The 25,213-nt window shown below is 64.3% G+C and carries 19 protein-coding genes; 9 read left to right on the top strand and 10 right to left on the bottom strand.

All coding sequences use genetic code 11. The features are described 5' to 3' along the window. Positions 1 to 68 precede the first annotated feature (68 nt). Positions 69 to 1,181, top strand: coding sequence for a LysR family transcriptional regulator (locus tag GT613_RS10185; protein WP_226844521.1), 1,113 nt, complete (start codon positions 69 to 71; stop codon positions 1,179 to 1,181). Here the strand turns inward: GT613_RS10185 and GT613_RS10180 are convergent. After that, positions 1,144 to 2,520: an FAD-dependent oxidoreductase gene (locus tag GT613_RS10180; RefSeq protein WP_009305781.1), complete on the bottom strand. Its 1,377-nt coding sequence runs from the start codon at positions 2,518 to 2,520 to the stop codon at positions 1,144 to 1,146. The genes GT613_RS10185 and GT613_RS10180 overlap by 38 nt on opposite strands. A 240-nt stretch (positions 2,521 to 2,760) precedes the next feature. Here GT613_RS10180 and GT613_RS10175 point away from each other — a divergent pair, with 240 nt between their 5' ends. After that, complete coding sequence (locus tag GT613_RS10175; RefSeq protein ID WP_009305782.1) at positions 2,761 to 3,192, top strand: universal stress protein; 432 nt, start codon at positions 2,761 to 2,763, stop codon at positions 3,190 to 3,192. Positions 3,193 to 3,537: 345 nt separating this feature from the next. On the opposite strand, the gene GT613_RS10170 is transcribed toward GT613_RS10175, so the two are convergent. From GT613_RS10170 to GT613_RS10160, 3 genes are all read right to left on the bottom strand, one after another. Continuing rightward, positions 3,538 to 4,041, bottom strand: coding sequence for a rhodanese-like domain-containing protein (locus GT613_RS10170; protein WP_009305783.1), 504 nt, complete (start codon positions 4,039 to 4,041; stop codon positions 3,538 to 3,540). A 679-nt stretch (positions 4,042 to 4,720) separates the two neighbouring features. Beyond that, positions 4,721 to 6,325, bottom strand: a complete 1,605-nt coding sequence (locus tag GT613_RS10165) for an FAD-dependent oxidoreductase (RefSeq protein WP_015759883.1) — start codon at positions 6,323 to 6,325, stop codon at positions 4,721 to 4,723. A 377-nt stretch (positions 6,326 to 6,702) separates the two neighbouring features. Next, on the bottom strand, positions 6,703 to 8,166 hold the full coding sequence (locus GT613_RS10160; protein WP_009305785.1) for a helix-turn-helix transcriptional regulator: 1,464 nt from the start codon (positions 8,164 to 8,166) through the stop codon (positions 6,703 to 6,705). 366 nt (positions 8,167 to 8,532) lie between these two features. Between GT613_RS10160 and GT613_RS10155 the strand changes: the two genes are divergently transcribed. After that, positions 8,533 to 10,311, top strand: coding sequence for an MDR family MFS transporter (locus tag GT613_RS10155; protein WP_009608070.1), 1,779 nt, complete (start codon positions 8,533 to 8,535; stop codon positions 10,309 to 10,311). A 14-nt stretch (positions 10,312 to 10,325) separates the two neighbouring features. Here GT613_RS10155 and GT613_RS10150 read toward each other — a convergent pair whose 3' ends face one another. From GT613_RS10150 to GT613_RS10140, 3 genes are read right to left on the bottom strand one after another with little or no spacing between them, the layout of a single operon-like run. After that, on the bottom strand, positions 10,326 to 11,177 hold the full coding sequence (locus tag GT613_RS10150) for an RNA methyltransferase (protein WP_009608044.1): 852 nt from the start codon (positions 11,175 to 11,177) through the stop codon (positions 10,326 to 10,328). Then, a complete protein-coding gene (locus GT613_RS10145) occupies positions 11,174 to 11,821 on the bottom strand; it encodes a cysteine hydrolase family protein (protein WP_009608165.1) in 648 nt (215 codons plus the stop codon). The genes GT613_RS10150 and GT613_RS10145 overlap by 4 nt, the downstream gene beginning before the upstream one ends. Continuing rightward, a complete protein-coding gene (locus GT613_RS10140; protein ID WP_009608179.1) occupies positions 11,818 to 12,492 on the bottom strand; it encodes a Crp/Fnr family transcriptional regulator in 675 nt (224 codons plus the stop codon). Before GT613_RS10140 ends, GT613_RS10145 begins: the two co-directional genes overlap by 4 nt. 188 nt (positions 12,493 to 12,680) lie before the next feature. Between GT613_RS10140 and hcp the strand changes: the two genes are divergently transcribed. Beyond that, positions 12,681 to 14,276, top strand: coding sequence for a hydroxylamine reductase (hcp, locus tag GT613_RS10135; protein ID WP_009608094.1), 1,596 nt, complete (start codon positions 12,681 to 12,683; stop codon positions 14,274 to 14,276). A 217-nt stretch (positions 14,277 to 14,493) separates the two neighbouring features. Here the strand turns inward: hcp and GT613_RS10130 are convergent, their stop codons facing one another. After that, a complete protein-coding gene (locus GT613_RS10130) occupies positions 14,494 to 15,396 on the bottom strand; it encodes a VIT1/CCC1 transporter family protein (RefSeq protein ID WP_114551876.1) in 903 nt (300 codons plus the stop codon). Positions 15,397 to 15,719: 323 nt separating this feature from the next. Then, complete coding sequence (locus GT613_RS10125; protein ID WP_009305792.1) at positions 15,720 to 16,178, bottom strand: hypothetical protein; 459 nt, start codon at positions 16,176 to 16,178, stop codon at positions 15,720 to 15,722. Between the two features lie 87 nt (positions 16,179 to 16,265). Between GT613_RS10125 and mazG the strand changes: the two genes are divergently transcribed. The 4 genes from mazG to GT613_RS10110 all read left to right on the top strand — a co-directional run bounded on the left by mazG (position 16,266) and on the right by GT613_RS10110 (position 22,545). Further along, positions 16,266 to 17,237, top strand: a complete 972-nt coding sequence (mazG, locus tag GT613_RS10120) for a nucleoside triphosphate pyrophosphohydrolase (protein WP_021410410.1) — start codon at positions 16,266 to 16,268, stop codon at positions 17,235 to 17,237. Between the two features lie 284 nt (positions 17,238 to 17,521). Next, positions 17,522 to 21,220 (top strand): EAL domain-containing protein, encoded by a 3,699-nt coding sequence (locus GT613_RS10115; protein WP_370516126.1) that lies wholly within the window; start codon positions 17,522 to 17,524, stop codon positions 21,218 to 21,220. Then, the gene (locus tag GT613_RS15510) at positions 21,221 to 21,574 is read left to right on the top strand and encodes a GGDEF domain-containing protein (RefSeq protein ID WP_009608102.1); all 354 of its coding nucleotides are present in this window, start codon (positions 21,221 to 21,223) and stop codon (positions 21,572 to 21,574) included. A gap of 227 nt (positions 21,575 to 21,801) precedes the next feature. After that, positions 21,802 to 22,545, top strand: coding sequence for a GTP pyrophosphokinase family protein (locus GT613_RS10110; protein WP_009608174.1), 744 nt, complete (start codon positions 21,802 to 21,804; stop codon positions 22,543 to 22,545). 113 nt (positions 22,546 to 22,658) lie between these two features. Here the strand turns inward: GT613_RS10110 and GT613_RS10105 are convergent, their stop codons facing one another. Beyond that, positions 22,659 to 23,648, bottom strand: a complete 990-nt coding sequence (locus GT613_RS10105; protein ID WP_114538443.1) for a TDT family transporter — start codon at positions 23,646 to 23,648, stop codon at positions 22,659 to 22,661. A gap of 245 nt (positions 23,649 to 23,893) precedes the next feature. Between GT613_RS10105 and GT613_RS10100 the strand changes: the two genes are divergently transcribed. After that, a complete protein-coding gene (locus GT613_RS10100; protein WP_114516697.1) occupies positions 23,894 to 24,769 on the top strand; it encodes a LysR family transcriptional regulator in 876 nt (291 codons plus the stop codon). The last annotated feature ends 444 nt before the right edge of the window (positions 24,770 to 25,213 follow it).

Here is a 25,213-nt window from a genome sequence, read left to right as displayed (position 1 = left end):
ACGCGCTGTGACGCAGCTTGCGCCGATGGAGCCCCTTTCGCAAAGCCCGTAAGCGACGCGCGCCCTTCGTGCGATCAGAGGCGCTCTTCTCGCGCGTTTTGTGCTCAGGAACTGCTGTTCAAAAGATAGTTGAACGGGGCGCGTCTCGGATGCAACGACCTAGGAGCGCGGTAGAATCTCAAAAAGGATCGGCGCGCGATAGGTTCGAGGTAGACTTTTTGAATATCAAGCAAGTAAGATACTTCGTCGCTGTGTTCCAGAGCGGCAGCTTGTCAGCGGCCGCAAAGGAGCAGTACGTAACCGTCCAAGCGGTCTCGAAGGCTATCGCTGATCTGGAGCGAGAACTGAAGAACGAGCTGTTCGTGCGCGAAAGCCGCGGCGTGCATCCCACCCTGTTCGGAAAGGCCTTCTACGTCAAAGCCGAGCCGGTGCTGAGAAGCTTCGACGAGTTGGAGGCGTTTGCGCACAGACGACGCTCTGCCGAATCTCCGTTGTTGCGGTTGGGGCTGTGCGCGTCTCCGCTCTATGGATACGAGCAAGCATGCGCCAGCATTGCATCGTTCGTCTACAAGAACTCGGGCATCGAAACCTCTATACGGCTTGAGGCGGGGCTTCGCGGCTTCGGGGCGCTGCAGGCGGGACACCTGGATGCGCTTATCGTGGTTGGCGCATGCCGTCACCCCGATATGGATTGCCTGAATCTCGGCAAGGTGATGCTGGGCGTGATTATGTCGTATCGGCACCCCTTGGCGCAGCATCAAACTGTCAGCTTGGACGATATAAAGCCGTACCCCGTCTCCATATCGGAAGACTTCGACCGCTTCAACGATTCCGTTGCGGAGTTCTATCGTGAGCGCGGGATCGATATTCTCGTCAGCGCGACTACTGCCGCGCAGTTCGAGCGCTATCTGACGCGAGAGAACGGGTTGGCGCTCACCGTTGGCGTTCCTGCGCTCGGTCAGTTCAACCCCCTCACCGAGTTGAAACCCATGGCGGCCAAGGATTCCGTTTCCGTGCCTATCTGCCTCGTCAGCCTCAAAGGACGCAAGGCGCCCGCCTATGCGGGCTTCGAGCGCTGGATGACGAACGAGCTTGCCGTCAAAGGCGGCGATCCGGTCAGGAGGTTCGTGTCCACGACGGCTTCTACTCCTGCATGTTCTGAGGCAGGAACAGGTTGTTGAACGCCTCGGTCATGGACGGGTGCGTGAATACGGCGCTCTGCAGCACGGAGGCGGGAATGCGTGCATCCATGACCAGTTTCACGGTGTTCACCAGCTCCTGCGCATCTTCGCAGAACAGATCCATGCCCAGCAGCACTCCTGAGTTCGCGTCTACCACGGCCTTCATCAGACCCACCGGGTCTTGCAGGATGCGCGCTTGCGAGATTTTTTCAGCGGGCAGTTTGTATACCTGTACGGAATAGCCGGCTTTGCGCGCCTCGTCCGCGGTCATGCCGACGCGCGCGAACGGCGGGTGCACGAACGTGCAATAAGGGATGGCGCCGCGGTTCTTCGTCGTGCGCGATCCGTCGCCCAGCAGGTCGGATGCGACGATGCGGAAGTCGTCGTAGGCGATGTAGGTGAATTGCATGCCGCCCGTCACGTCGCCCATGGCCCAGACATTGTCGGCCGTGGTGCGCAGGTGCTCGTCCACCTTGATTCCGCCGCGGTCGTTCAGCTCGATGCCGGCGGCTTCCAGGTTGAGGCCGGTCGTGTTCGGGGTGCGGCCGACCGCGACCAGCACGGCATGGCCGGGATAGCGCTTCTCCTCGCCGTTCACCTGGGCGAACACCAGCACCTGGTCGTGCTCGTCGTCGATGTGCGTCACGTGCGCGTCGTACACGATGGTGACGCCGCGGTCTTCGAGGCTCCTCCGCACGGCTTCGGCCGTCTCGGGATCCTCGTGGGCGAGGATGGCGTCGCTGTTTTGTAGGATGGTCACCTGTGCGCCGAAGTCGGTGTAGAACGAGGCGAACTCGAGGCCGACGTAGCCGCCGCCGATGATGACGAGCTGGCGCGGCAGGGTGGGCAGCTCGATGAGCGAGCTGCTGACGAACACGCGCGGGCTGTCTATGCCGGGGATGGAAGGCAGCTTCGGCAGCGAGCCGGTGTCGATGAAGATGCGCTTCGCCTCGATGCTGCGCGTGCCCGACGCGGTGGCCACCGTCAGGTGCGTGGCGTTCGCGAACGATGCGCGGCCGTCGATGACGTCGACGTTCTCGCGATCGGCCAGCGCGCGGTAGTTGCGTTCGCGCGAGGCGGAGCGCAGTTCTTTCATGTCGTCGACGGCCGCGGTGTAGCGCTCCTCGCGTTCAACGATAGAGCCGCCTACGGCCGCGGTCAGTCGTGCCGATTCCACGAGTGCCTTCGTGGGGATGCATGCGTTGTTCACGCAGGCGCCGCCGTACATGGTGTCGGACTGCTCCACGACTACGATGTTCTGGCCATCGTCGGCAAGCGCACCGCCCAGGGCGAGGCCCGCCGTTCCGAACCCGATGATCGCTGCGTCGAACTGTTCCATGGTGCGTCCTTTCGTCGAGACCCTAAAGGGGGCCGCTCTATTCGGGGCATGTTGCACGCTGCCGAAGATGTTTATCGTAGGGCACCCGACCGCCCGGCTGGCGATGGCCGGCGATCCGCGCGAAAGCGGTCATGAAAGCGTGGACAACTTGTTTCCCTGCCCGCGCTGAAAGCCCTATACTGGAGGTAGGACGTTTTCAGGCGGCGCACCGCGCTCGCCGCGACCGAGAGGAGGCCCACCATGGCCGTTAACAAGTTGCTCGTGGCGTTCGACGAATCCGAGGGTGCCGACCGCGCGCTCGCCATGGCCGCCAGCCTGGCTGCAGTGAATCCCGAGGCGCATGTGGACGTCGTGTACGTGGTGCCTATCCCGCTGCTCGACGAAACGCAGATGGCGAACTTCAAGGACATTCTCGACATGATGATCTCCGACGGCGAGGATCTGCTGGCCGAGGCCGAGCAGAAGATGGGCGAGGACGTTGCCGCGCGCACCGACTCGCTGCTGCTAACCGGCACGAATCCGGCCACCGAGATTGTCAAGCTGATCGGCCAGCGCGACTACGACCTGCTGATTGTGGGCAACCGTGGCCTGAGCGGGCTCAAGGAGTACATGGGCAGCGTCAGCCACAAGCTGTTGCACGCATCGCCCATCCCCGTGCTGATCGCGAAATAACCTTCCGAACGCGAAACGGCCCCGGGCAATGAGGCCGTTTCGATGAGACAAAGGGACGGGGCTATTGTCTCATTCGCGTGATTCGCGGGCGTTTCGTGCGGGTGCGGCGGAGCTTGGACAGGGATCCGCCGCATCCGCACGGCTTTGACGCGTGCGCCGACGGCTTGCGGCGCACGTTCCCCTCCCGTTCTACGCATGTTCGCGGACGCTCGGTCTGACGAGCGTTTCGGTTTGTCGCCTTGGAGATCCGTGCGCGTTCCGCAGTTGGCTTAGCGGAGCGGTTGCCCATACCTGTCCACGTGTCGTTTCCGGCGGGACACGCACGGACCTCCAAGGCGACAGATTCTACTGCGCGTCGCCTGCGAAGCTGCCTGGCTCGGTTCCGGCCACCTTTTCGCCGTTCCAGTCGACGATGCCGCCCAGGTCGAACACGTGCTTGTAACCCAGGTTGAGAAGCATGTTCGAAGCGTGTTCGCTGCGCACGCCGGTCCGGCAGTAGACGATGATGGAGGCGTTTTCGTCCACGCCTTGAAGGCCGGCGGGTTTGACGGAGCCGATGGTTTCGACGGGTATGTTGATGGCTCCGGGGATGTGCCCGTCAGCATATTCGCGTGCGGTGCGGACGTCTACAAGGGTTGCGGAGTTTTCGCTCATCATGGCAACCGCCTCGTCCTCGGAAATTGTGGCGTACCCGCCGTTGCGTTCGTTTGTCATGGATTCCTCGCTTTTGCTTTGGTTTTGAATTGCGGGCGCGTCGGATGATGCGGCGGGCGTTTCCGCGCATGCCGCCAGGGTGAGCGCTCCGGCTGCGGCCAGCGTGACGACGGCCAGCGCCGCGTGTTTTCTCATACGGCTATTCATGAGCTGCAACGTCCTCCTAAGGGGAGCGCTAGGGTCGACGGTAAGTAACTGTAACGCTATTGCATACAGATTACAAAGTCAAGCATAGTATTAGAATTTTACGAACATGCGATATCGTCTTCACAAGGCACCGCGCTGTCTGCTTGACGGCCCTTCGTGCCCCCCGGCTGGTCTCGCAATGGCAAAAAGATACCGAATTCGGAAGCGAGCGGGCGTCCCTGTTCGGCATCGGCGCATGATGCTGGAGACGGGATCGTTTTGACCGGGCGTTATCGGGAGAGGCCCTTTCCTGCTTTCTGAGGAGAGGCGCAGCGACTTCCGAATTCGACGCCTTTTCGCCATTGGCCGTGCTGTCGGTTGCACGGAGGCGGCCGCGGGCTGCGAGACGACGACGGCTGCTGCTGGCGCGAGGCATAGCCCGCGGCTCGGCGAAGCGCTGGCTATGCGCGCAAGGATCAACAAGCGTACGAATGTTTCACGTGAAACATTCGGGGTCGAACAGGAGAAGGAGCCCGAACGACGGTTTTGAGAGCCGGCGGCCACGATGCGGCTGCGACCCGTTCGTATGCAAAGCGCCCTCCGGCGAGAGCCGGAGGGCGTGAGGGGAGGGAAGGCGGTGTGATGACGCTCGGGCGTCGGGCGTGCCGGCTCCCGAGCGTTCGGCGCGTTACGCGCCGTAGTACTCCAGAGCCGACTGGGCGGCGATGCGGCCGGTGACGGTGCCCATGCACATGGACGAGCCGCTCACGGCGTAGCGCATGTAGAACAGCTCGGCGTTGCCCAGCGTGCCGCCGGCATACAGGCCGGGGACGGGCTTGCGGTCGGCGTCCAGCACTTCGGCCTTCGTGCTGATGGCCAGCTGGCCGAACGAGTCGTTCGTGTTCGGTGTGATCTGGATGGCGTAGAACGGCGCCTTCTCGATGGCCTGCAGGTCTTCGGGCTTCTTGTGGAAGTCGGCGTCCTCACCGGCCTCGCACAGCTCGTTATAGCGCTCGATGGTCTTCATCAGCGGGTAGGAGGGCAGCCCGGCCGCCTCGGCCAGCTCCTCGATGGTGTCGGCCGTGTCGACGACGCCCTTCTCCACGCCCTTCTTGATAAGCTCCATGCGCTTGTCGGGCTGCTGCGAGTCGCAGATGATGGTGAATTCCTTGCGGCCGCTTTCCACGAACGGCGTGAAGTAATCGAACTGGCTGGTCATAGACTCGTTCGCGCAACGATAGCCCAGGTCGGTGACGAACACGCCCGTGTTCACCATGCGCAGCGCGCTCAGCTCGTCGTTGAGGGGCAGCGGTTCGCGGCCCACCAGGTGGATCTGCGACAGGCCGCCCTTCAGCAGCGTCATGGCGCCGGCCTGCTTCGCCAGCTCGATGCCGTCGCCCGTGTTGCTGGGGCTGCTGAACGTGTGCCAACCCACGGCACCCGGCGCGTACAGCTCCTTCGCCCAATCCTGGCCGTCGAAGCCGCCCGAAGCCAGCATGACGGCCTTCGCGTTGATGGTGTACTCGGTCTTGCCCTGGCGCGCCTTCACGCCCGCGGCCTTGCCGCCGTCCATGAGCACTTCGATGGCGCGCGTTTCCATCATGATTTCCACGCCGTTCTTCTCGGCTTCGGCGATGAGGTTGTCCACGATGCCCTTGCCGCTGGTGGTCGACAGCATGGAGCGGTCGGACACGTTGTCGCCGGGCTTCTTGTCGAAGTCGCAGCCCAGCTCCACCAGCCAATCCATGGCCGCGCCGCCGCCCTCGGCCACGAGGCGGCAGATGTCCATGTTCGCGTCGCCGTCGGACTGATCGAAGAAGAACTGCGCCACCTCCTCGGGTGTGCCATAGTCCGTGTAGCCCAGCTCGTCCTGCTTCTTCGCGCCGCAGCAATAGAAGTTGCCGGAGCAGATGGACGAATCGCCGCCGGTCACGTTGTGCTTTTCAAGCACGACCACCTTGGCGCCGGCGCGCGAGGCCTCCACGGCCGCGCTCATGCCGGCCACGCCGCTGCCCACGATGACGAAGTCGACGTCCTTGGTTTCCTGCTTCTCGGCCGGGGTCTCGGCGGCGGCTTGGATGGTGTCGGGCTTCTGGGCGCCGGTTGCGCTCGACGTGTTGTTGGCGCTTGCGGCATCGGAGCCGCTTTCGGCGCTTGCGGGCGCCGCGGTGCTTTGCGGCGCGCAGCCGGCGAGGCCGCTTCCGGCTACGACGGCTGCCGTCGCGCCCAGTCCCATAAGGAACGAGCGGCGCGAAACGCCTGCGGATGCGATGTTCTTTCCCTCTGTGCTCATGATGATCCTCCCTGTTCGACGATGCTTCTTGTCGGCGGCCGACCCTCCTCCGGTCGATCCGCTGTCGCCATCCTGCCAGGGAACGGGGTCGCCCCGCCAGCGCCAAAGTGGGTGGATTGCGAAAACCCTCCATAGTGGAGGGGTGGAGGGTGGAGGCACGAAGGCGGGTCGGGAGGCGGAACGCTGCTGCACACCTTGTCTTCCTGAGCGCAGCGCCGTAAGGCGCGGGGTCGAAGGATCCCGTGCGGTGCCAACTGGAAGCGCCGCAGCTGCCGCCGCACGGGATCCTTCGACCCCGCGCTTAGCGGGTCTCCCTGCGCTCGCTTCGCGCGCTCGGGAGTTCGACAGTCTGCTGGCCTGTCGAATGCTGCGCTCGCTCAGGACGACAGCGGGCGTCCCTCCGCGTGGAGCTCGACGCGGTCGAGGAGGTCTTGCTTGTCGACGGCGCTGCTCTTCTGGTACACGTTGTGGATGTAGCCCTTGATGGTGTTCGGCGACAGCCCCAGCTCGTCGGCGATGTACGTGCGCGTGCGGCCTTGGCACAACAGGATCAGCACGTCGGTTTCACGGGCGGTGAGGGCATGGGCGGCGGCGAACGAGCGCAGCAGATCGACTTGCATCGTGCGCACGTCGCTCGTCTCGGGTACAGGCGACGACGACGGCGCTTCCTTCTGCGCGCGTCGGGTTTCCAGCCGCTTCGCCACGATGGGGTTGAGCGCCAGCACGAACAGCGACACAAGTGAGATGAGCGCGAGTCCCGTCACCAGCACATCCTGCGCGATCACCGCCGCGCCGAACGCGACGCCTCCGAGGATCAGCAGCGCCGACGCCCCCAGCGCAACGCTCAGGTACACCCACATTGATACGTGGTCGCGTTCGCCCAGCAGGCACACGGCGATGCGAACGTTCATGCCCGACAGGTAGAACGCCACGAACACGAGCACCGCCGCAATCACGTGCACGATGGGCGAAGTGATGAACGGCAGCGCGATCAGCGCCACGGCCACGATGGGGAACAGGATGTCGTACAAATCGCCCACCGACAACGCGTGCTTCTTGCGCACCACGTACGCCAGCATGATGCCGGCTGCCAGCAAGATGTCCAGCACGGCCTGCGCGGCGATGGGCACGGGCTCCTCGACCACGGTTGCCACCTGGCTCACCGCGCCGAACACGAACGAGAACACCGCCAGGTACGACACCGCTTTCACGAAGTCGCCCGCGCCGCCCTGCGCGAGGCTGACGCGCCGCGCCGTTGCATCCATCGGTGCCGTGCGCGCAAGCGGCAACGCCGAAACCACGATGATGGCCAGCGCGAACAGCAGCTCGAAGGTGCCCGATGCGACGAAGATGACGGCCGCCACCGCCCCGCCGCACAGAAACGACAGCGGCACGGTGCGCGCAAGCGACACCTGGCCGCGCTCGTGTAGGCTGGTGATGCGCGCCATCCATGCAAGCTCGGCGGTGGCCAATCCGTAGCCGATCAGGCTCGAGGCGGCGATGGCGTACGGCCAGCCGCCCTCGATGAGCCCCACCAGCCGCGCGAACATGAGGGCGTTGCCCAGGAAGGCTGCGGCGAAGGCGCTGACGATGCGCGCGCGGCGCGTGGGCTTGCGGCGCAGAGCGTAGGCCAGCGCGGTGCCGGCCATCGTCAGCGCGTACGCGAGGAAGAACAGTGCGCCGAACGCATCGCCCGCCCCGTGCGACAGGCTCATCTCCTGAAGGAACGTGCTGGAGATCATGAGGGGGAACGTCAGCCCGCACACGATGCCGTATCCCACGGCGCTGCCCGCGAGCGTGCGTTTCGCGCCCGCGGATTCCGGCTTGGTTTCGTGCTGCATATCCCCTCCCTCCTCGTTCCCCGTATTCTACTCGACGCGCGCGCCGAGTAGCGGACAGGTTTCGCGCGCATGCAAAACGCATAGCGCATCGGAAGGGAGAGCGGACGGTGGCGTACGAATGTTTCACGTGAAACATTCGCGTTCCGACGCGGGAGGGCCTCGGCGAGGACGGCATCGCGACCTGCCAGGCCATCATTCCGCGCCAGCATTCCTCCTCTGCTCGCGGGCCTCGTTCGGGCGTTGGCGGGCTTCCCCACGAGTGCGCGACGCTCTGCTGACCGTTCGGTTTCCGTGTGCTGCGGCCGCATGCTCGTCCGCGCGACCGCGACCATACTGGAAAGGATCACGCAGCGATAAGGAGCAGGCATGGAAGGCATAGACCGGACGGCGCTCGCGCCCGCGGACGCGGCGCGCGTGCACGAAAGCGACGAACCCGAAACCACCCCGCTGACCTCGACCGTCGACGATGCCGAGCGCGCGGCGGCCTTTGATGCGCCTTCGACCGCAGCACGCTCCGGCCATGTCTCGGCCTCGGCCACGTCCGACGCGGCCCGCGACGCGGCGGCGCGCACCCGCGCGCACGAGCTTGCCGCAGCGTCGGCGCGGCAGGGCGGCGTGCCCGCGAGCGAGCCCAAACCCGAGCATTCGCGCGGCGTGGCCGCCGTGTTCGCTGGCTTGCTGCTGGCCATGTTCGTCAGCACGCTGTCCGAGACGGTGACGGCCACCGCGCTTCCCACCATCGTGGGCGATCTGGGCGGCGTCGACCATATGCAGTGGGTGACCACGGCGTACATCCTGGCGTCCACCGTCATGATGCCAATCTACGGCAAGCTGGGCGACCTGTTCGGCCGCAAATACCTGTTCATCATCGCGCTGTCCATCTTCATCGTGGGGTCGGCCACGTGCGGGCTCGCGCCCAGCATGGACGGCCTCATCGCGGGCCGCGCCGTGGAGGGGCTCGGCGGAGGCGGCCTTATCATCCTGGCGCAAGCTACCATCGCCGACATCATCCCGCCGCGTCAGCGAGGGAAGTACATGGGCCTCATGGGCTCGGTGTTCGCGGTGTCCACGGTGGTGGGGCCGCTGTTGGGCGGCTGGTTCGTGCAGGTGACGGGGTGGCGCTGGCTGTTCGCGTTCAACATCCCGCTGGCGCTGCTGGCCATCGCGGCCGTGGCGTTCTTCCTGACGAAGCCCGTGCGGCGCGACGACCGCCCGCCTATCGACATCGGCGGCATGATGGCCATGGCCGTGTCGGTGTCGTCGCTGGTGCTGGCCACGGCGTGGGGCGGCACGCTGTTTCCGTGGATCTCGCCGCAGATATTCGCGCTGTTCGCGCTGTTCTTCGTGGCGGCGGTTGCGTTCGTACTGGTGGAACGCAAGGCGAAGGAGCCCATCATCCCCATGCTGCTGTTCAAGAACCGCAACTTCGTGGTGTGCACGGTCACCGGAATGTTCATCATGCTGGGCATGATGGGAACCATATCGTACCTGCCCACGTACTTCCAGATCGTCGAGGGGCTGGCGCCCGAGCAGGCGGGTCTCATGACGGTGCCGATGATGGCGGGCGTGCTGATCACGGCGGTGGGCACGGGCTTCCTCGCCACGAAAACGGGCCGCTACAAGTGGATGCCCATCGCGTCGTGCGCCGTGACGGCCGTGGGGTTCGTGCTGCTGTCGCAGCTGACCGTGGGCACGCCGCTGGTGGTGACGGGCGTGTTCCTGTTCGTGCTGGGCTTCGGCATCGGTCTGGGCCAGCAGATCCTCGTGCTCATCGTGCAGAACGAGTTCCCGCACGCCATCGTGGGCACGGCGACGGCGGCGAACAACTTCTTCCGGCAGATCGGCTCCACGCTGGGCGCGTCGCTGGTGGGCGCGCTGTTCACGTCGCGCCTGACTGCCGACTTGGCCGCCAAGCTGCCGCACGTGGACAACATCAACATGAACCGCATCACGCCCGATTTCGTGCAGCACCTCGACAGCGGCACGCGCGCCATCATCACCTCGGCGTACAGCGACGCGCTCGTGCCTATCTTCCTGTACGTGGTGCCGTTGCTAGTGGTGGGCTTCGTGCTGATGCTCACGCTCAAGGAGCACCCGTTGGCCACGAAGGTGAACCACACCGGCCACCCTGGCGACACGGTGTAGAGCGAGACATCAACCTACCGGCGCAGCTGCCAGAAGGCCACGGCGCTGGCGGCGGCCACGTTGAGCGAGTCCACCCCGCAGGCCATAGGGATGCGCACGGTGTAGTCGCAGCGGGCGATGGTGTCGTGCGCGAGGCCGTCGCCCTCGGTGCCGAACACCAGCGCCAGGCGCTCCTCGGCGTTGAGGGCGGGATCGTCCAGCGGCACCGAGTCGTCCGTCAGCGCGAAGGCCGCGGTCTTGAAGCCCAGCTCATGCAGCAGCGGCACGCCGGTGGGAGCCCAGCCGCCCGTGCCCGTCGCGCCCGCGCCGGCCTCTTCGCCGATGCGCGTCCACGGCACTTGGAACACCGTGCCCATCGACACGCGCACGGCGCGCCGGTACAGCGGATCGTAGCAGGCGGGCGTCACCAGCACGGCGTCGATGCCGAGGGCTGCGGCCGAGCGGAAGATGGCGCCGACGTTCGTGTGGTTCGTGATGTCTTCCAGCACCGCGATGCGCCGCGCTCCGCGTACGATATCGGCCACGCTGGGCAGCTGCGGGCGGCGGAACGCTCCCAGCGCGCCGCGCGTCAGCTCGAACCCGGTGAGCTTCGTCAACTCGTCGTGCGGTGCGACGAACACGGGGACGCCGTCGCCCCAGCGCGCGGAGATCTCGTCGATGATCGGCTGCATCGCGGGCAGCCATTTCGCTTCCATGAGCAGCGACAGAGGCTCCATGCCAGCCGCCAGCGCGCGCTCGATGACCTTCCCCGACTCGGCGATGAACAGCGCTTTCTCCGGCTCCAGCTTGCTGCGCAGCTGCGCCTCGGTCAGCCGCGCGAACGCATCCAGCCGCGGATCGTCCAGCGTTTCCACGTTCTCGATCATCGGGCTGCCTCCTCGAAGCATGCCTCGCGCACTCCGCCCGCCACGTCTTCCACGTTCGCTAGACCGCGTTCGCAGAATTCGTCGCAGGTCATGATGTGGGCGCCGATGAAGGCCATGTCTTCGATGTTCGCCGCTTGCACCTCCGGCGTGCGCGACGACGTGCAGTCTTCCAGCAGCACCACATTGTAGTCGAGCGACAGCGCGTCGTAGCAGGTGGTGCGGATGCAGTTCGGCGTGGTGGTGCCGATGAGCACGACGGTGCCCACGCCCAGGCGGCGAAGCACCAGGTCCAGCTGCGTGGCGAAGAACGCGGAGAAACGCGGCTTCACGATCACGCGGTCGCCCGGCTGCGGCGCCAGCGGTTCGTACTCGTCCAGCGTGCGCGGGCTGGCGCAGGCGCGCGACACGGGCTTGCCGCCTTCCACCCAGCCGCGATGCCGCGCGGCTTCCACATCCGAGCCGTCGGCGGCGTACTCGCGGATGGCGTGGAACACGGGCATTCCCAGCTCGCGCGCTCGGTTGAGCGCTCGCGTGCAGGCGGGCACGGTGGCTGCGGCTCCCGCCACGCATAGCGCCGACGAGGAGTCGAGGAACCCGTGTTGCATGTCGATGATGATGAGGGCTGCTTTGCGCGGGTCGATCATAGGGCGCTCCTTCGCACGATCTCGAACTGGTTCCTATTGTAGTCGATGAGGCCGTCCCTTTTCATCCGCGACAGCTCGGCGCACATGGCGCTACGATCCACGGAGAGGTAGTCGGCCAGCTCCTGGCGGTCGAACGGGATGACGAAGCGGCTGGCGTGCGCGGCTTCCGCCTGGTCGGAGAGGTACGACAGCAGCTTGGCTCGCGTCGTGCGCTTCGTGGTGTGCTCGATTTTGCGCGTCAGCGCGTGGGTGCGCTTCGCCACGATGCCCAGCAGGTTGCGGATGAGCCGAGCGTGGAACGCGCACGACGACGGGCACATGGTGGTCACGCGCCCGATGTCCAGGAACAGCACGGTCGCGTCTTCGGCTGCCACCACGTTGATGTCGAAGGCCAGGTCGGGCTCGCAGGCATACACTTCGGCGAACGATTGGCCCGGTCCGAACGATGCGAGGATGCTGCGGTTGCCCCAGTAGTCCTCCTTCTCCAGCCGTACCGAGCCTTCCAGCATGATACCCATCGCCGTGGTGCGGTCGCCCACGCGGAAGAGGTAGGAGCCTTTGGGGAACGTGCGATTCCGCGCGCCCAGGCACTGCAGCATGGGCGCGAGGTCGGCGGCGTCGATGTTCGCGAACAGGGGCGATCGGCCGATGAGGGGCAGGTGGTGTTCCATAGGGCTCCTTTGTTGTAAATACAACGGAAATGCTTGAACCAGTATCGTAGGGTAAGCGTCATCAGGCAAGCAAGCGATGACCGAGCGCTGCGCACTGCACCGTGAACGGCATGCGGCGCGAAGGGGGGGCAGTCCCCTTTCGCGCCGCTCTGGCGGGGTTTGAGCGCAGGCGCAAGAGAGGACGAGACATGGGCGATACGGCGACGATGTTCTGCTTCCAATGCGAGCAGACGGCTGGATGCACTGGCTGCACCGGGGCGACCGGCGTGTGCGGCAAGCAGGCGAGCACGGCTGTTTTGCAGGACGAGGTGACGGGCGCGCTCGTTGCTCTGGCGCGAACCGTACGTGCTGCGGGGATGAACGGGGACGCGCGGCGAACGGCGGACGATCTTGCGATGGAAGGTTTGTTCGCTACGCTGACGAACGTTGATTTCGACGATGCGGCCTTGGCCGACCTCCTCGCGCGCGTCCATGCCGAGCGCGATTCCGTTGCAGCGTCGGCGCAGGTGGAGGCTGCGCCCGACTACGATCTGGCCATGCTGTGGAACGCACCCGAGGACGCGCGTTCGCTCAAGTCGCTGGTGCTGTTCGGTCTGCGCGGGCTGGCGGCCTACGCCTATCATGCAGCGGCGCTGGGCTATCGCGACGACGCGGTGTCGTCCTTCCTGCATGAAGGCTTGGCCGCGCTGGCCGACGACGAGGCCGACGCCGACGTGTTGCTGCCGCTGTCGCTCAAGGTGGGCGAGGTGAACCTGCGCTGTATGGAGTTGCTCGATCGGGCGAACACCGAGACGTTCGGCACGCCGGAGCCCACCACGGTGACGCGCGCGGTGGAAGCCGGCCCCTTCATCGTGGTCTCTGGTCACGACCTGCACGACCTCAAGCTGCTGCTCGATCAGACGGAAGGCCGCGGCGTGAACGTCTACACGCACGGCGAGCTGCTTCCCGCGCACGCGTATCCCGAGTTGAAGCGCTATGCCCACCTCAAGGGCAATGTGGGAACCGCATGGCAGAGCCAGCGCGTCGAGTTCGCCGACCTGCCCGCGCCCGTCCTGTTCACCACGAACTGCCTCATGCCGCCGGCGGCCTCCTACGCCGACCGCGTGTTCACCACCGGTCCTGTGGCGTACCCCGGCATGATGCACGTTGAGGCTGCGCCCGACGGCGGGAAAGACTTCGAGCCGCTCATCCAGCGTGCGCTGGAGCTGGGCGGTTATGCGGCTGCAACCGATACGACCGGCACGTTCACCACGGGCTTCGGCCACAGCGCCGTCCTCGGCGTGGCCGACACCGTGGTCGACGCGGTGAAGCAAGGCGCCATCAGCCGTTTCTTCCTTGTGGGCGGCTGCGACGGTGCGCGTCCGGGCCGCAGCTACTTCCGCGACTTCGTGCAGCAGGCTCCCGACGACAGCATCATCCTGACGCTGGCGTGCGGCAAGTTCCGCTTCAACGACCTGGACTTGGGCACTATCGGCGGTCTGCCGCGCATCATGGACATGGGTCAGTGCAACGACGCGTACGGCGCCATCCGCGTGGCCGTGGCGCTGGCCGAGGCGTTCGACTGCGGCGTGAACGACCTGCCGCTGACGCTGGTGCTGTCGTGGTACGAGCAGAAGGCCGTGTCCATCCTGCTGACGCTGTTGCATCTGGGGATTCGCGGAATCTACCTGGGTCCGACTCTGCCCGCATTCGTGTCGCCCGGCGTGCTGGACGTGCTGGTGCGTGAGTTCGACGTCCGCCCCATCACCACGCCGGAGGAGGACTTGAAGGCGATTTTGGCGTAGCTCCCGACCATGCGTGCGAAGGAGCGAAGCGAGGTGCTAAAAACGAAATTGAGTTGAGAATCCGGCGGGTATTCCGTAGTTTTCTCAATTGGTTTGAGAAAACTACGGAACGTTTCAAAGCGGAGCTGTACCAAGCGTGTCAAAGGGACGGGTGATTTGACACGCCTTCGATACGCTCACGAATGGCGCGAAAGGGGACTGTCCCTTTTCGCGCCACTTAGATATCCACGCCCAGGAACTGCTTCACCAGGATGCCGATGACGAACGACAGCGCCGCCACGCCCAGGCTGATGCCGGCCATCTGGCCGAACCGCTTCTTGAACGGTAGATCCTGCGCCACCGAGAGATAGTAGTTGAACACCACGAGTATCAGCAGCACGATGACCACCATGGTACCCATGGCCCACAGGTAGTGCGACTCGTCGAACAGCAGGTACGGCAGAATCAGCAGCGCTACCGTCACGAGGTAGGCGACGCCCGTGTACGAAGCCGACTTCAGCGCGTCGGGACGCCCCTCGCTCTTCGACGACAGGTACTCGCTCGACGCCATCGACAGCGTGGCCGCTATGCCGGTGATCAGACCCGAAAGCGCGATGAGACGCGTGTTCTGCATAGCCAGCGTCAGACCCGCCAGCGTACCGGTCATCTCTACCATGGCGTCGTTCATGCCCAGCACCATGCTGCCCACGTACGACAGGCGCTCCTCGTCCAGCATCGCCAGCAGCGCCTGCTCGTGCGATTCCTCGTCGGCGCGGATGCTCAGCGCCTCGGGCGCTTCTTTCGCCAGCTCCTCGTAGGAGATCTGGGCCTTCTCCTCGCCCCGCTCCATCAGCTTGACGGCGAACGTGAAGCCGAACACGCGCGCGATAAGGGAGAATCGCAGCACCTTGCCGCGCTGGGGCTTCGTCGCCTCGCCGGTGTAGCGCTGCCAGATGGCGGCGTGCTTCGCCTCCTCGTCGGCGATGCGCAGCAACGCGGCGCGGTTGCTCTCGTCCTTGGTGCCGGCCGCGATGCGCCGGTACACTTCGGATTCGGTCACCTCGTTCTGCTGGAAGATGCGAACCTGTGCGAGCGCTTCGGGGGAGAGCTGCGCGGCCGGGGCGGGTGCGGTATCGATCATGATGCTCCTCGCTGTTTCTTTTTCGGTTCGGCTGCCAGCATATCCGATTCTGCTATGTCGTGGCTGCTATTTTCCGGTTGCGCCGCATCTTTCTCGCCCCATGTCCGATCCCGTGCATCCGATGGAGCCGCCGGTGGCGAAAAAGGCTTGAATTCGGAAGTTTCGGAGCGTGCCGCAGGCGCTGCGAAAAACGCTCTTTCTCGTAATACCTGGTCATCGAAGTGCCCTTCATGGATACAGGCATGCCGTGCCCTCCTGAGGGGCGCGATGGTTTCCGAATTCGGCATCTTTTTGCCATTTCGAGCCCGGGGCGTTGCACGCTCTCAGGTCTGGGGCGTTGCACGCTTCACCCAGAGCAGCCACCCGAAGGCGGCCGCCATCAGCACGAGGCCTGCGGCGTCGAACAGGATGAAGCGCTCGATGCTGGCGGAAAGCGCGGCGTGGCCGGCGGGCAGCCCGAAGCGCAGCCACGATTCGCCGGCAAGGCCGATGGCCTGCTGCACCAGCACGATGACGGCCACGGCGCGGAAGCGCAGCGGGCTGGCGATGACGGCGGGGTAGGTGGCGTTCCACATGAGGAACGCGATGCCGAGGCCCTGCACGGCCGCGGCGCCCGGCACGCCCGCCACCTCGAACGACGGTGCGTAGGCATCGGGCCAAAGCACGAACGACGCCGCGCACTGCACGTTGATGGCAAACACCAGCAGAAACGCTGCGCGCGCCAGCCACGCGGCGCGGCGTACGCGCACGGGCAGGTCGTTCGTGTCGGCGGGTTGGTTCATACCGATATCCTTTCGCATTGTCGTGCAGCATACCACGCCCCTCGCGCGGCGGTATACTGCTGTTGAGCAACCGAAGAAAGGATCTCCATGACTGCCTCCGAACCCACGCCGCCCATCGCATCCCCGTCTCCTGCCGCGCCCCTCGCAAGCCAGCTTGCGGCCAACCCCTGCAGCCATCCGTCGTTCGACCAGTTCGTCGCCACCATCGCCGCGCTGCGCGCGCCGGACGGATGCCCGTGGGATCGCACGCAGACGCACCAGAGCATCGCGCACAACATGATCGAAGAGGCATACGAGGCGGTGGACGCCATCGAAGCCGCCGATGTCGCGCACCTGCGCGAGGAGCTGGGCGACGTGCTGCTGCAGGTGGTGTTGCAAAGCCAGATAGCTTCCGATGCCGGCGAGTTCGACATCAACGACGTGTGCGCCGACGTGAACGAGAAGATGGTCCGCCGCCATCCTCACGTGTTCGGCGAGGCGCAAGCCGCCAACGCCGGGGACGTGCTGGATCTGTGGGACCGGGTGAAGATGGCGGAGAAGGGCGCCGCCGACGAGGCGGCCGACGGTGCGGGCGAGCGGCGCGAAGGCCTGCTGGACGGCGTGCCCACCAGCTTCCCCGCGCTCATGCAGGCGCAGAAGATATCTCGCAAGGCCGCGGCCGCCGGGTTCGAGTGGGACTCGCTTGACGGCGTGTGGGAGAAAGTGCGCGAGGAAATCGCCGAGCTGCAAGAAGCCTACGCCGTCGCGCCCAAGGCGGCGAACGGCAAGGTGGACGCCGCGGCCGCTTCCGCAGGCGCCGCCGTCGACCCCGCCGCGGCCGAGGCGGCCGTCGCCGCCGTCGAGGACGAGCTCGGCGACGTGCTGTTCTCGCTGGTGAACGTGGGCCGCCGCATGGGCGTGGACGCAGAAGGTGCGCTGCGCTCCACCTGCCGCAAGTTCCGCGACCGATGGGCCTGGATGGAGCAAGCCGCCTGGCAGCAGGGTCGAACCATCGAAGACCTCTCCAGCGAAGAGCGCGAAACCCTGTGGAACGAGGCGAAGAAGCGCGAGCGATCGTAGGGTCGCCTCCTGTCGTCCTGGGCGCCCGCACCGCTTCGTTCGGGTCTCCGCTTCAACCCTTTGGCACATTTGATGGCGCAGGTGGGCGTAAAGCGCTAAACTGTATCCCCATCGTCATACATCCTACCAAGAAGGCGAGGAGGGCGATGCGTCCTGCATGGGAATTTGGAATCGAAAAAGACTCGCTGGAGGAAGAAAAAACCGACGGGGGGGGGGGCTCATTCGGGCCTTCTGAGCACGACGCCCTGTCGGGTCTTCTAAACCGCAGCGGATTCAACGTGCGCGTGCGCGCATTGATCGACGCCCATCCCGATGAGGCGTATGTTCTTGTGTACGGCGACATCGATCGCTTCAAGGCGTATAACGATCTGTTCGGCACTTCGGCGGGCGATAGCCTGCTCGCTGATATCGGCGAGATGATCCGCCGCAATCTGCCGAGCAATGCGGCGGCGGCTCGGTTGCGCGCCGATCATTTCATCGGCTGCTTCCCGCGTTCTCTGTTCGACGCCGATCGCATGCTCGCCGTGTTCAACGACTGGTTCGCTGCCTATCGTCAGGACTTCACCTTCTTCGTTCGCATAGGGGTGTATTCCATCGACGATCCCGAGCTGGACGTCAACCTCATGTGCGACCGTGCGCTCTTGGCGCTGCGCGCCGCGAAGAGCGGTTCTGCGGGCAGCCGCTATGTGCTGTACGACGAGACGCTGCGCGCGTCGCTGCTGAAGGAACAGCAGATGGCGGGCGAGATGACTACCGCGCTCGACCAGGGGCAGTTCGTGCCGTTCTTCCAGCCTCAGTACTGCTATGCGACCGGCCGTATGATCGGTGCCGAAGTGCTCGCGCGCTGGAAGCATCCCAAGCGTGGTCTGCTGGGTCCCGCCGAGTTCATTCCCGTGTTCGAGCGCAACGGCCTCATCTCCCGCTTCGATTACTATATGTGGGATCAGGCGTGCCGCTGCCTGCGCGCGTGGATCGACGCGCACGGTCGCGACGCCGTGCCGCATCTGTCGGTGAACCTGTCGCGCGCCGACATCTATCGATCCGACCTGTGCTCGTATCTCAAGGGGCTCGTGGAGTGCTACGATGTGCCGCCCAGCCTGCTGAACCTCGAGATCACCGAAAGCGCGTACATGGAATCGCCTGACCAGCTGGTTGGAGCCGTCATGGAACTGCGCCGCGCCGGCTTCACCGTGGAGATGGACGACTTCGGCAGCGGATACTCGTCGCTGAACACGCTGAAAGACGTGCCCGTGGACGTGTTGAAGCTGGACATGGGCTTCCTCGATGCGCGCGAGAGCTCGCGCGGCGGCCTCATCCTCGCCTCCATCGTGCGCATGGCGCGCTGGCTGAACCTGCCCGTCATCGCCGAGGGAGTGGAAACCCAGAAGCAGGCAGCATACCTGGCCAGCATAGGGTGCGAGTACATGCAGGGCTATTTGTTCTCGCGTCCGGTAGATCGCGAGACGTTCGAGCGCATGTTGATGGACGGCGGTCGAGAGTCCGTCAAGCGGCCGATCATTGAGAATCTGCAGGACGATGCATCCGAGTTTTGGAACGCGGATTCCCCGGTAACCCATTTTTTCAACAGCTACGTGGGCGCCGCCGCCATCGCCGAATACGACAGCCGCACGTTGGAGATCGCGCGTGCGAACCATCAGTTCGCCGAGCTGTTCGGCATGCTCGATGATTTGGACGCGGCGGAGAGGATACGCAAGGACCTGCTGACGCAGCTGTTGGACGAGGATCGTGCCGCGCTGCATGAGGCTATTTTGCGCGCGGTGCGCGATCGCGGCGACTCCGAGAGCGAGCTGCGTTTCCGCAGCGGCGGACGAGGGCGTTGGATCCGTGTCCGCATCCGTCTGCTCTCGCGCGCGGGCAATCTCAGCAACCTCTATTTGCTTGCCGAGGAAACCACTCAGGAGCAGGCTTTGCGCGATCGGCTGGCTGCCACGCGCGACACCATTCCGGGCGGTCTGGCGTTCTACGAGGTGGCGGATCGCATTCGTCTGTTGGATTTCAGCGATGCCGCTGCCGATATGATCGGCTACACTCGCGAGGAATACCAGGCCCGCACGTTGGACGACGCGCTTGCGGTGGTACATCCGGAAGATCGCGCACGCGTCGAAGCGGTGGCTGCCGAACTGGATGCGGGTGCGTCGCGGTCGTCGTGCACTATGCGCGTTCTGCGCGGCGACGGCAAGGTGGCGTGGCTGCATCTTTCAGCGTCGACGATGTATCGAGACGAGACGGCGCTGTACGTGGTGGCCGTGCTCATCGACGTGACGAACGAGAAGGAGAATGAGCAACGCCTCAAGGCGCAAAGCGAGCTGCAGTGCCGGTTGAGCGATTCCGTTCCGTGCGGCATCGTGCGCTATACGGTGGACGACGAGCCCCGCGTGCTATTCGTCAACCGTGCGGGATGCGAGATATTCGGGTACGCCGATTTCGCTGCATATCGTGCTGGGACGGCGGGCGGTAAGATCGTACCCATCCACGATGACGACGATGAGCTGCATGCCAAGACGGTTGCGGCGCTCAAGGCCGGGGCGGCGCCCATCGGCTTCACGTATCGTTTCGTGCGAAGCGACGGCTCGATGGGATGGATCGAGGGCACGTCGGCGCTGGAGCGCGATATCGACGGCAGGACCGTCGTCCAAAGCGCGTTCCTGGATGTGTCCGACCGCCAGCAGAAGCGCTACGAACAGGATATACACCGTTATTCGATGGTGTTGTGCTCGGTGTACGACGAGATCGTCGAGTTCGATGGCGAGAACAAGACGTACCGCTCGCTGTACTCGTCGGGCAGGACGCTCGCCGACAGAACCATGCCCATGGAAGAGGCGCTCAAGTTCTGGACCGACCATCTGCCCGAGCCGGACGATCGCTTGCGCCTACGTGCCGCGATAGACGAATGCCTTGCAGACGACGGCGCCAGCCCTATCGCCTGCACCTACCGAATGGCGTTCGAAGATAGGAGCTGCTGGTACCAGAGCATTCTGCTGCGAGTGTCGGAGTCGGCCGTGCTGTGCTGCAGCAAGGACGTGACGGAACACGTGTCGAACGAGGATCGCAGGATCATGATGCGCGTGCTGGACACCATGGGCAAGCTGCCGGTGGGCGTGGGCGTGTTCGCGAAGCGCGATGGCGAGGTGCGGCTGCGCTATGCCAACGACCGACTGAGCACCATGTTCGGCGACGGGCTTCCGGGTGCGCCCGATAATCCCGATTGGGATGCGCCGCTTGAGCTGAGCGAAGAGGTGAAGCGGCTCGATCAGCGTTGCGTCGACCAGGAATTCATCGCGGATGGGAACGAATTGGACGTAGGTCTTCGTGCGGTGCGCGATAACGGAGAGGCGATTGACGTGCGGATCCAGGGTCGCGTAGCGCGCGAGCCTGACGGCGAGCTGGTTCTGTACGCAGTGGTCAGCGACGTGACGGCGGAGCTGCGCGATCAGCGTGAACGCTCTTGGCAGAATGAGCGCTATCGCCTGCTCAGCGAGATGACGCACAAGATGAGCTTCGACTACGATTCGGATTCCGACACGGTGCTTTTGTACATGGATCGCACGGGCAAGGGCATGGAAGCCCAGGTTATCCCTCATTATTTGGAAACGCTTTCGGAAACTCGCGGCAAAATCATCCATCCTGGCAGCATGGACGACGTGCGCAGGATGTTCCAGCATGCACGGTCGGGCGCCAACGAGGTGAGCGCCGAGTATCAGGCAGACTACTTCGGCAAGGGCTATGCCTGGTACCGCGCCAATCTGTTCGTTGCCCACGACGTCGCGGGCGTGTGGCATCTCGTAGGGTTGATAGAGAATATCGATGACGAGCACGATCTGCGGTTCCGTGCGGAAAACGACGCGACGACGGGGTTGAGCAACCATACCGCCACGCAGGATCTGGTTGCCTCGGCGCTCGCCGACGCATCGGTGCGGCGGCACAGCGTGTGCGTCGCGCTCGATATCGACGACTTCAAGTAGGTGAACGACACGTACGGTCACATTGAGGGCGATACGTTGCTGCATGAGGTGGGCAAGGTGCTGAGATCGAGCTTCCGCGAAAGCGACGTGCTGGGTCGCGTGGGCGGCGACGAGTTCCTGCTGCTGCTGAAAAACATCGATCTCGAAGTGGCACTGGACAAGCTGGAACAGGTCAAGCGCCAGCTTGCAGCCGTGAAGGTCGGCTCGCAGGGAAAAGCCCTGTCGGTCAGCATGGGCGTGTATGTGCCGGAAGACGATGACCTGGCGTACCGCGACGTGTTCGTGAAGGCCGACGAGGCGCTGTATCGGGCGAAGCGTTCGGGGAAGAACCGCATCTGCGTCCACGGCCGCTAGGGTCTTTTGCGACTTCCGTCATTCCGATTGCAAGCGCCAATCGCTGATCTCCTTGCCATCCTGAGCGCAGGAGGCGGAGCCGCCGGAGTCGAAGGATCCGGCGCACCGCCAGCCCTCTCCGCCTGGCGCATCTGATGATTGCGCGGGATTCGGCAGCCGGAACGCCGTTGACGTGACGGCTCGGCTATCATGGGATCGGTAGAGCCGTGCTTGAAGGAGTATTCGTTATGGCAGACGCATCGCAGCAGCCGTCCGATCGTCGACTTGCAGTCGAGGCGCAGAGAGGCGAGGGGGCCAGCCGCTTTCCCTTTTTGTTGACCGACGACCTGCGCAGCCCCCTGGACGATCTGCAGCGTCTTCGTGACGCCGAGGTGAAAACCCGCGAGATCATCCAGAAGTACCAAGCTGCCATGCGCGAGATGATGGTGCGCTTCGAGATCCTCGACCAGGATCTCAATCTCAAGAAGCACCGCAACCCCATCCATCATCTGGAGTCGCGCATAAAGAAGCCTGCCAGCATCTTCGAGAAGCTGGAGCGCTACGGCAAAGAGCCCACGCTGGAGAACCTCGAGCGCTACATCATGGACGTGGCCGGCGTGCGCGTGATCTGCTCGTACATCCACGACGTGTACAACCTGCTGGAGCTGCTGCAAAAACAGGATGACCTGGAGATCGTCGAGATCAAAGATTACATCAACAATCCGAAGCTGAACGGCTATCGTAGCCTGCACGTTATCGTACGCATTCCCGTGTACTTTCTTGACAAGAAGGAACTCATTCCCGTCGAGGTGCAGCTGCGCACCATCGCCATGGACTTCTGGGCCAGCTTGGAACACGATCTGAAGTACAAGTCGGTGAGCGAGGTGCAGGGGATCGACTCCTACGACGAGCTCAAGGATTGCAGTCGCATCATCGAAGACGTGGAGTCGCGCATGCAGATCCTCGCTCGCGCGTTGGAGATGGAAGATTAGCGGCCGGAGCCAGCTGCATGGGCTGATGGCCCGCACCCGCGCGCCTTCTGCGCGGCTCCGTCAGCATCTTCCGAAAGAGGCAAGCCGACTTTCCGGCCTGCCTCTTTCTTGCTCTAGTTCTCGAAATACTCCGAGAAGCGGGCGGTCTGCTTGTTCTCGCGAATGACGGCGGCGCTCTTCGGCTCTTCGATGCGCATGAAGAAGAAGTGCAGGTAATGGATGAACACGTATCCCACCATGAGCACCGACACCGCCGCCTCGGCCGCGAACAGGACGTTCAGCACTTCGGGTACCGCAAAGCCGTTAGCCTGGAAGAACGCGAGCGCCTTGCCGAGCGCCGTGGCCGTGATGACGAAGGGGAACGTCATGGCCGCGTAGCTGGGGTAGAACCGCAGGCGCAGCAGAACGGGGAGGCGCGACAGCACCACGGCGAACAGCACTTGCGCCAACACCAGCATCGCCAGGACGAACACGAGGTTCGGCTGGGGAGCCGTGGCCAAGTAGCCTACAAGGGACAGGCTCATGGGAGCGGTGTAGATGCAGAACAGCGGGCGTGCGCTTTCGGGGATCTCGTGCTTCATGTAGCGGTACGTCACCAAGCCCAAAAGCACGACGTAGCAGGCGAATCCGAACCAGAACAGCAGATGGCCCACTGCCTCCATGCCGAACGTCGGAGAGGTGACGGACGCTACGACGATGCCCACGTAGCAGATGAAGTAGGTTGGAAACACTTCATGCAGTTTGAAGTGCGAGATGAAGCGAGCGGTGAACCAGCCCATCAGCGCGAGGTGCGCCACAACGGCCGCCGACCATAGCGCAAATGCCGGAATGTACGCGAAGGGGGCCAGGTAGCCGGCCAGCTGCATGAGCGTCATGAAGAGGGTGGCGCTGACGCTGGCCATGATGGAGTTATGCAGGTCGTCGCGAATCATATCGGGGAACAGCGCGATCTTGGCGCCGAGCATGGCGATGAGCACCAGCGACAGGATGCCGCAGACGATGTGAACGATCTCGGTGTAGGGCTGCAGCAAGTTGCCCAGCGCGGCTAAACCGAGCGCAACGCCTGCGGTGGGTATGGGGACTTTTCTGATGATCTCGCGCACGGCGCTACCTTTCTACTGTCGCGCATCTTACTCCTTGATGCGCACGATGGAGGGGTCCCGCTCGATGTTCCATCTGAAACACGCACGGGGGTCTGTCTGCGGCTTGCAAGCCTGCGACCTGGGAAGGCTCGGGACTTGCGAGTCGCTGCCCATTCTTCCATTCCCCTACGAAAAAGAAAACTTCTAAATACTTATGTTATGATTACTATATCTTATGGTTATTGTTTGTCCTGATAGAGGTCGCAATGCTGGATTTCCGTGTCGAAACGTTTCTGACCGTTTGCCGAACGATGAACTACACGCGCGCCGCTGAGGAGCTGAACATCACGCAGCCGGCGGTGTCGCAGCACATCGCGCACCTCGAGCGCGATTACGGCGTGCCGTTGTTCGCCTACCGCAACAAGAAGCTGCAGCTTACCGACGCGGGCGCGCTGCTGCGCGATGCGCTGTCCACGATGGCGCACGACGAGCGCCTGCTGCGCGACCGGATGCGCAGCTCGGCCACGGGCGCGCGCGTGGAGCTGTCGCTGGGCATGACGTTGACGGCAGGGGAGTACCTGGTGGCTGCGCCGCTGGCCGACTACCTCAGGCGACACCCTGAACTGCATGTCGCCGCGCGCTCAGGCGGCACGAGCGAGTTGCTGGCGTTGTTGAACGCAGGCGAAATAGACTGCGCGTTCGTGGAGGGCTTTTTCGACAAGAATGCGTATGCGTGGGACGTGTTCCGCACCGAACGGCTGGTGTGCGTGTGCGCGGCCGATCATGAGTTCGCCGCTCGGCCCGTGCGCGTGGAAGATCTGTTCGACGAGCGGCTCATCGTGCGCGAACCGGGGTCGGGCACGCGCGCGGTGCTCGAACACGCGCTGGCGGCTCAGAACCTTACGGTGGACGGCTTCGCGCAGGCCAGCGTGGTGGAGAGCCTTGACGTCATCAAGATCCTCGTGGAGCACGATCTGGGAATTTCGTTTCTGTACGAGGCGGCTGTGGCGCGCGAGCTGGCCGCCGGCACGCTGCGTGTCATCGATCTGGAGGGGCTCGCCATCTTGCATGACATCGCATTCATCCGCCTGAAGAACAGCGTTTTCGAGCGAGAGTTCCAGAACCTGTTCGCCGATCTCTGATCGAAGGCTTCGACGAAGCTTGCCGGTCCTTCCTTCACCCGCTGTTCCTGCGCTCCGCTTCTCGCGCCCGTGCTCGTGCTCGTGCCTCCCCCGCGTTCGATCCCGCTCCCGCGCTCCCGCACCCGCTTCCTCGCGCTCGCGCACCCTGCGTTCGCCCCGGCCACCCGCACCCGAGCTCCCCACGCCCGCGTCCAATTACTCTGGATCCGCGTTTGCGCCCCCTCCTCGCGGCCCGCGCTCGATTCCGCTACCTGGATCCAGGTCCGCACCCGCGCTCCCCACGCCCGCGTCCAATTCCTCTGGGTTCGCGTTTTGCGCTCGATTCCGCGGGATCTGCGTTCGAGCCCGCTGCCCGGGTCTGCCTCGCCGTTCAGTTCTCCTGCGTCGCCCGGCGCGTGGGGGCGGTGCGCATCCCGGTCAGCCGGAATGTTTCACGTGAAACAT

Origin of the sequence: Eggerthella sp. BIOML-A4, from assembly GCF_009875575.1 — a bacterium.
Taxonomy (GTDB): domain Bacteria; phylum Actinomycetota; class Coriobacteriia; order Coriobacteriales; family Eggerthellaceae; genus Eggerthella; species Eggerthella lenta.
Note: the sequence above shows the minus strand (reverse complement) of the source record. Positions and strands in the feature narration are given on the sequence as shown.